The organism is Mesorhizobium sp. M0514, from assembly GCF_040321145.1.
Lineage (GTDB): Bacteria > Pseudomonadota > Alphaproteobacteria > Rhizobiales > Rhizobiaceae > Mesorhizobium.
On the sequence record NZ_JAMYQZ010000200.1, the window covers coordinates 1 to 1,293 of the forward strand.

Sequence of the window (1,293 nt, forward strand, 5' to 3'; positions counted from 1 at the left end):
GGTCCATTCCGGACACATAGGTTACGGTTTATATCGGAGACATGGGTAACACTTTTGGCCCGAAGGGGTTTTGGAGTGGTTCGAGCCTGCATGTCTCATCATCGAAGTAGCCCAAATCATAATCCATGAAGGAAGCCAGCCAGATATGGTCCTCGACCTGTTTGATGCCGACGGTCTGGCCGGCAAAGACGAGGCTGAGGTTGATCTTCTTGCGATTGTAGCAGATGCGGCCGCAGGTGGTGACGGTGACGGCCTTGTCGTGAAACGGATAATCGAGATCCGGCAGGCCGGCATAGATGCGCGGTGACGGCGTGTAGCGCTCGGCTGGACAGGCCATGTCGAGCGCCTGATGTGGGCGTTCTGAGTTGAACTCATTGATGAAGTCATCGAACCTGGCCTGCTGCTGCAGGAAATTGGCGCCAGCCGGTTTGGTGGTTTCCTTCTTGAGAGTCAGGTGCATGCGCTCATGGCGCCCGTTCTGCTGCGGACAGCCCGGCTGGATGCGCTCGATGTCGATGCCCAGGCGCAGCCACCAGACCGACAGTTTGCTGAGATTGAACAGCGCGTTTGGGCTGGCAAAGGGAACGCCGTTGTCGGTCCTGATGGCGCTGGGCAGGCCGAACTCTTTGAAAACGCTCTCGAACACCGTGAAGGCATAGGCTTCCTTGGTAGTCGACAACGCCTCGCAGGCGATGAGATAGCGGCTGGCGAAGTCGGTGATCGTCAGCGGGTAGCAATAGCGCCGATCGGCGAGCATGAACTCGCCTTTGTAGTCGGCACACCACAGATCGTTGGGCCGATAGCCGTTTGAAAGTGGTGTTCCCATCGCCCTGTTGCGCCTTCGCTTGCGGCGCTCGACCAGGCCATGGCGGTCGAGAACCGCATGCACCGTCGAGATCGCAGGCCGGTGAACGTCAGGATACAGCCGGGCCAACCGTTCGCGTATCTTTGGCGCACCCCAGGTCGGCTTGTCTTGCTTGAGGCGCACAATCAGCTTCTCGATTTGAAACGGAAGCTGATTGGCGTGGCGGTAGGGTCGGCGTGATCGATCCGTCAGCCCCTCAAGGCCACTGTCATTGTAGCGTGTGAGGATCTTGTAGCCGGTCTTGCGCGAGATATCGAACTCACGGCAAAGCACCGCCATCTTCTCGCCGTCCAGCAGCCGGGCAATGAACTTCAGCCGCTCTTCCATGACGTTACACTCCTTCCAAGGCACCTTGCTCTCCTTGCAAAGGGCCGAAAGTGTAACCCATGTCTCCGGAATGAACTGTCACCCATCTCTCGGGAAGGGCA

Annotated in this window: 1 protein-coding gene; it reads right to left on the minus strand. The window is 58.3% G+C overall.

Features of this window, described 5'->3' with window-relative positions:
* Positions 1-28: 28 nt before the first annotated feature.
* On the minus strand, positions 29-1,216 hold the full coding sequence (locus NKI61_RS32765; RefSeq protein ID WP_023727784.1) for a helix-turn-helix domain-containing protein: 1,188 nt from the start codon (positions 1,214-1,216) through the stop codon (positions 29-31).
* Positions 1,217-1,293 lie beyond the last annotated feature (77 nt).